Below are 5,879 nucleotides of genomic sequence, written 5' to 3'. Positions count from 1 at the left end.
CCTTATAGAGAAAGGCATTTAGCGATTTTTGTCAATTGTTTTTGCTCTAGAGCGAACTAATCAATTAAGTCTCTTGCCAGATAAGGATTTAGTCGATTTATGCCCCCCTATCGAACCATACCAAGTAACGAAGAACCCAATATCTTTCCTTTGCAAGGCAAGATAGGAAGATGGAAAATTAGTTAACCTTTTGGCGATTGCTGGATGACTAAAAATAAAAGAGTGCTGATTTTAGGGGGAACGGGGGAAGCGGCGGCATTAGCGGCTAAAATTGCGGCAATTCCGGGTATAGATGCCATCGCTTCCTTTGCCGGTCGCACGAGAGAACCGATTACTCTCACAACTCCTTCTCGCCGGGGGGGGTTTGGTGGTGCCACTGGGTTAGCCAATTATCTGCGGCAAGAAGGCATTGATTGTTTAATTGATGCCACCCATCCCTTTGCCGCGCAAATTTCCTTTAATGCCGCTCAAGCCGCCTCGGATTGTGGTATTCCTCGATTAATGTTAAGTCGTCCAGCTTGGGAAAAAGTATCTGGAGATAATTGGATTGAAGTAGAAAACAATCAAGCTGCGGCGAATATTTTACCTGGGTTAGCGCCGCGGATATTTCTCACTATTGGTCGGCAAGAACTGGCAAGTTATGCACATCTAAAAAATATCTGGTTTTTGATGCGGATGATTGACCCTCCGGAACCAGATGCCATCGTGCCAGTTGGAAAATTATTATTGGAACGGGGGCCTTTTTCCTTGCAGTCAGAGCGCTCTCTTTTACAAGAATATAAGATTGGGGCGATCGTGAGTAAAAATAGCGGCGGTGATGCCACTTACGCCAAAATTATCGCCGCTAGAGAGTTGGGAATAACCGTGGTCATGGTACAACGTCCACCTGTACCTGAAGGAGAAAAAGTGGCGGATGTTGAAAGTGTCCTGGCATGGTTAGAAAAAAGATGGCTCTGATGATTTTTCTGGGAAAATCATCGGTAAGGTTTGTTGAAAAAGTCAATTGTCTGGTGATGGGGTTTTAGGGTTTTAGGGTTTTAGTTGAAATTCCCCACTTCCCCACTTCCCCACTCCCCACTTCCCCACCCAATCTAGGAAAATCACACTTTCACCACGTTGCTAAAAGAGATTTTCAGGTAATCATCTTCCATTTTTGCTCCGGAAGGTTTCAGGGCTGCTAAAGCTTGGGGTAAGACTAAATTACGACGGTGATTACCGATGCGAATATTTAACTCGTCTCCAGTTTTATTTAGCTGTATTTGTTCCTTGGGTATGCCGGGTAAATATAATTCCAGACTGTAATGATTTTCCTGTTGAACTACCCGAATAGTGTTTTCTTGGTAATAAACCTTCGTCGGATCTTCCCCAGCAAAAAGAGTTTCTTTCAGTCTTTCCAAAGCGGGTAAACCACACATTTCTTCGGAGTAGAGAGGAACTTCCTTAACTGGTAAAGGATGAAAATTATCGTAAATTTCCTGTTTATAACCCTGTTGATTTTCTTTCCAACGAGCAAAGAAAGGATCGGTTACTTTGTCGGGAATAATCCGATTAGCAATAATCAAATCGGTGGAAACATTATAGAGACTTAGATAGGCATGGGCGCGTAAAGACTCCTTAATCACCATTTTTTCGGGGTTTGTCACCAAACGGACCGAGGTTTGAGTATTATCGGTCAAAACCTTTTCTAGGGCCTCAATCTGCTCATAAAACTCGTAGGGAGCATCCATAACTTCCTTGTCCGGTAGGGAAAAACCAGCGATCGGTCGAAAAAAAGGTTCCACCAGTGGTCGCAATGCCACCGACATTCCCTGTAAAGGTTTGTAAAATCTTCTCATGTACCAACCGCCCACTTCTGGCAAACTCAGCAATCGTAAAGCTGTCCCCGTAGGTGCGGAATCGATAATCAACACATCATAAGTACCCTCATCGTAATGGCGTTTCATGCGAACTAAGCCGAAAATCTCATCCATTCCGGGTAAAATCGCTAATTCTTCCGCTTGCACTCCATCTAAACCCCTAGCTTGCAATACCTGAGTAATGTAACGTTTTACTGCGCCCCAGTTGCCTTCCAATTCCATTAGTGCGTCTAATTCTGCCCCCCAAAGATGGGGACGTACCAAACGAGGATCGTGACCTAATTCGAGATCGAAACTGTCAGCGAGAGAGTGAGCGGGATCGGTGCTGAGAACTAGCGTTTTATAGCCAAGTTCGGCGCAGCGGAGTCCTGTAGCGGCGGCGACGGAGGTTTTACCCACGCCTCCTTTACCAGTCATGAGAATTACACGCATGGGGGCTGATTCTAAGAAAATTTACATTACTTATTCTTATTATGACGGGAAAGTTAACAAATTGAGGACAAGAATCAGCATTCTTGGCTATAGAATTCCACTCCCTGACCATCACCCCGGGGAATTAAGCTCTGTTCAAAAAATTGCTGACAGCGATTTTCAGCATCAGCGACGAGAACTTTGGCAAAATGACCGTTTTCGAGAACTTCTTGCCTCGGACGTTGTTCGTAGGCATAGATAATCAAAATATCTCCGGGTTGACAGAGCAGCGCCGCACCACCGTTGGGGCAAATTTCCCCAGTTTGGCCCGGAAAAACGTAGGTGGAAAAGCGCTTACCATTGCTAAGATTGACCACATCCACCTCTTCAAGCGGCAAAATGCCGACCCGCTCAATCAATTCTCGATCGATAGTGATACTGCCGACATAATCGACGTTAGCCTCGCTGACGCGCACTCGATGGAGTTTGGCGTGCATTAATCGAATTGTTCCCATGTATTTTGTCCTATTTCCCCCAATTACTTCAATTATTATGCTCTCCCAGTGGGAATGTTTACTAAAAAATCTCGGTCAATGGCAAGGTTCTTTTACCCGTCTGTCTCCCCAAGGCGACTTGATCGAAGATACCCCGACTTTGGTATCTTTGCAAGGCATTAATAATAATCGATCAATTCGTCAATTGGTCCGCCGTCTCTACAGCGATCGAGCGCCGGAAGATTTAATTTTAGAGTATAGTTCTCTCCATCAGGGTATTCTATTTAGCCAGACGGGAGCTTTTTGCCAAGGTTCTCTATATTTTAGTAGTTTTTCCTCACAATTCGGGGCAGAATTTGGGTTAATCTCTGGAGAAAGACGATTAAGAATCGTACAGTTATTTAATGAGCGCTGTGAGTTCGATCGCTTGACTTTAATTCGGGAAAAGTTGGCCGATTCTAGCTCCCCAGAAAGACCGATGTTAACGGTGGACCAATTACTGGGTCAATGGCGAGGACAGGCGGTGACAACGGGACGCGATTTTTATAATTCTCCTGCCTATTCTACCCATGTATCGATCGAGCGTCAGGGGGATAATTATCTCTCGCAAACTTTGACTTTTGGTGATAATCAAATCACTTCTAGCGCTCGTATTGAGGGACAAAGATTGTTGTTTGAAAATGGTCCGCTACCGATTCAAATACTGCTGCTGCCCGATGGAGCCTCCTGTAATACACCTCTGAAAATTACTGCTGGTCATCCTTTTGTTTTAGAGGTGGGTTGGTTACTTTCTCCTACTCAAAGACAGCGCTTAATTCGTTCTTATAACGAGAAGGGAGAATGGACAGGTATTACTCTGGTGACGGAGGAAAAAGAAAACTATTAGCCGTCAGGACCTGGCTAGATTGATAATAAAAAGGAAATTGACTAATTACACTGAAAAATATCGGGTTTCTCCTAAAGATTAATTATAAGTAAGTAGTTATAATTAAATTGAAGATAGATTTTGCCTCAGATCCCCCCTGCCCCCCTTGATAAGGGGGGTGCCGATAGGCGGGGGGATCCCCCCTTAATCCCCCCTTAATAAGGGGGGCATCTGATAATTTTTAACGACTACCTACTTAACTGGATTTGGCATCGTCTCCTTGCTCGGAGACTTGCCAAAACAACAACTTTGTACTTCACCAATAAGATAACTGCTCTCAGAAGCTAAATGCTAAGGGTTAATTTACATAAGCAAAATTTATCAAAATCCCAATATACTTGAGAAGATTTAAATTTACATTCCTTCATCTTTACTTTTCTTAAAAAATAATTGAGAAAAATTCCTATTTGTCAACGAGATTGCAATAGTTACAGCCCGCTGCTAAAATCTAAGAATTGGCTTACTCTGTGCATTTTTAGTCCTTGTGCCTTGAAACCCTTACCACGTCTAGGATTACTAATTAGTCCCCGGTAAAAACTTGCCAATTGCTCCTTTGACGAAAAAGATCTTTTGCCAAAAATATGTGTACTTATGTTAAAACGAAAAAGTTTTTTTGACAAAATGTACCAGATATGCTGCGAGAAAAGTCTCCAGATTAGCTACTGGGGGTGGGAAACTGTTAACTATCTAGGGTTTGCGGCAAAAAGTTTGTTGGTGGGGGCGGGGTGTGGGGTGTGGAAGGAACCACAGAGACACAGAGGACACAAAGATTGATCACTCCTATATAGGGCTTGCTGAAAAAGTTTTTCTTGGGGGCAGGGTGTGGGGTGTAGGGTGTGGGGTGTAGGGTTTTACCCATTTTCAGGTGGTCAATTACCTAATTTTCAGGGAAAAAGTCCAGGAATTTTCCCCGCGCTCACTCCAATCCCTGGCACTTTTGGATTTCAGAAAAGCCTAAAAATCTGATCCAACAAGGTTTTTAGATTTATTCAGCCAGTCCTACCTTTTATTTGTCAGATTGATTGGATATGTCTAGGTTTTGCACGATCAATCAAGAAACCAGTATCTTTAACCAAAAAGTAAATTATGGAGGATTTCTAAACGCCGGTCATCTTCACGAACAATAGCACCATAATAATTTTTTTTATTCTCTAGCCAGAGTAATTCAAACTCGATCGCCTTTGGCAAAGCTAAACTGAAATTATCCAAAGCTTGGGGACAATCAAAGATAACTTTGCGCGTCTCGAAGCGGTCAAAATGTCCTTGGCAGAACATTTTGAAAAACGGTAAAGAATGCAGTGACACCCCACCCCCAATGGCAACAGTCAAACCGGCAGCCTTAGCTTTTTTTGCCAAAGGTAAAGCCAGAGCCAAAACTTGCTCGCTATTCACATCCTGACGGGTTAATCCCAAAGAACAGGCTAAATCCATCCGTCCGATGACGATACCATGGAGAGATTTTATCTCTGGAATCGCCAACATTTCCTGAAAATTCTCACAGGCTGTAATCGTTTCGATATTAACTAATAGCTCCACATCTTCCACCCCTTGGTCAGCTAAAACCCTCCTGGCTGCCCGCAGATATTTTTGTAAAGCGTAGGCTGTTTCTACCATGGGAGCAATCAAGCGATCGACTCCTAAATTAACCCCATCAAAGATATCTCTGATCGCTTCGCAACCGGCGATTTTCAGATTAAAATCTACCCCCGCTTTCAGACTAATTTCTTTCAACCGCATCGCTTCCGTCAATCGGGTTCCTTCCGTCTCGAATTCCGCTTTTACCCCCGAAACATGGTGATCTTCCCTGAGTTCTCTTAACAGTTGCACCATTTTTTTTTCTAAGCAATTCATGATTTTAATCGTTCACAATCGGTAACTGCTAGATCAGCCTTGTTGATTATAGCCGATCCGCGAAAAGCCGATAGCTGAGGACTAAGTAGGTAGGTGTTAAAAATTGTCAGATGCCCTCTTATTCAGGAGGGATTAAGGGGGTGCCGATCCCCCCTTATCAAGGGGGGGCAGGGGGGATCGAACCCAAAATCTATCTTCAATTTATAGCAATTCTTGGAGCTATGAGGTACAATGGAAAGCAAATAGACAAATAATAGAACTTACCAGCTTCCTATGAGACCCTATTCCGTAGATTTTCGCCAAAAAATTATCGATGTCTGGAAGAAAGAAAAAATTTCCATT

At 43.4% G+C, this 5,879-nt stretch carries 6 protein-coding genes and 1 pseudogene; 3 read left to right on the top strand and 4 right to left on the bottom strand.

What is annotated here, in order from left to right:
• The first annotated feature begins 204 nt into the window (after positions 1–204).
• A complete protein-coding gene (locus tag O9290_RS22015; protein ID WP_002758247.1) occupies positions 205–957 on the top strand; it encodes a cobalt-precorrin-6A reductase in 753 nt (250 codons plus the stop codon).
• Positions 958–1,100: 143 nt separating this feature from the next.
• Here the strand turns inward: O9290_RS22015 and O9290_RS22010 are convergent, their stop codons facing one another.
• Positions 1,101–2,288 (bottom strand): TRC40/GET3/ArsA family transport-energizing ATPase, encoded by a 1,188-nt coding sequence (locus O9290_RS22010; protein WP_002758246.1) that lies wholly within the window; start codon positions 2,286–2,288, stop codon positions 1,101–1,103.
• A 74-nt stretch (positions 2,289–2,362) separates the two neighbouring features.
• Positions 2,363–2,782: an aspartate 1-decarboxylase gene (gene panD / locus O9290_RS22005; RefSeq protein ID WP_002758245.1), complete on the bottom strand. Its 420-nt coding sequence runs from the start codon at positions 2,780–2,782 to the stop codon at positions 2,363–2,365.
• A gap of 37 nt (positions 2,783–2,819) precedes the next feature.
• Here panD and O9290_RS22000 point away from each other — a divergent pair, with 37 nt between their 5' ends.
• Positions 2,820–3,647 carry a DUF3598 family protein gene (locus O9290_RS22000; protein WP_288056782.1) on the top strand — a complete coding sequence of 276 codons (828 nt, stop codon included), beginning with the start codon at positions 2,820–2,822 and terminating at the stop codon, positions 3,645–3,647.
• 718 nt (positions 3,648–4,365) lie between these two features.
• On the opposite strand, the gene O9290_RS21995 is transcribed toward O9290_RS22000, so the two are convergent.
• A complete protein-coding gene (locus O9290_RS21995; RefSeq protein WP_288056785.1) occupies positions 4,366–4,545 on the bottom strand; it encodes a hypothetical protein in 180 nt (59 codons plus the stop codon).
• Between O9290_RS21995 and O9290_RS21990 the strand changes: the two are divergent.
• Positions 4,456–4,644, top strand: a pseudogene (locus O9290_RS21990) (hypothetical protein). The gene O9290_RS21995 and the pseudogene O9290_RS21990 sit on opposite strands and share 90 nt — an antisense overlap.
• Before the next feature lie 110 nt (positions 4,645–4,754).
• Here O9290_RS21990 and O9290_RS21985 read toward each other — a convergent pair.
• Positions 4,755–5,537, bottom strand: a complete 783-nt coding sequence (locus O9290_RS21985) for an aldolase/citrate lyase family protein (RefSeq protein ID WP_012266530.1) — start codon at positions 5,535–5,537, stop codon at positions 4,755–4,757.
• Positions 5,538–5,879: the final 342 nt, after the last annotated feature.

Source organism: Microcystis sp. LE19-41.2A (assembly GCF_027530405.1).
In the GTDB taxonomy this organism is placed as follows: Bacteria; Cyanobacteriota; Cyanobacteriia; order Cyanobacteriales; family Microcystaceae; genus Microcystis; species Microcystis aeruginosa.
Note: the sequence above shows the minus strand (reverse complement) of the source record. Positions and strands in the feature narration are given on the sequence as shown.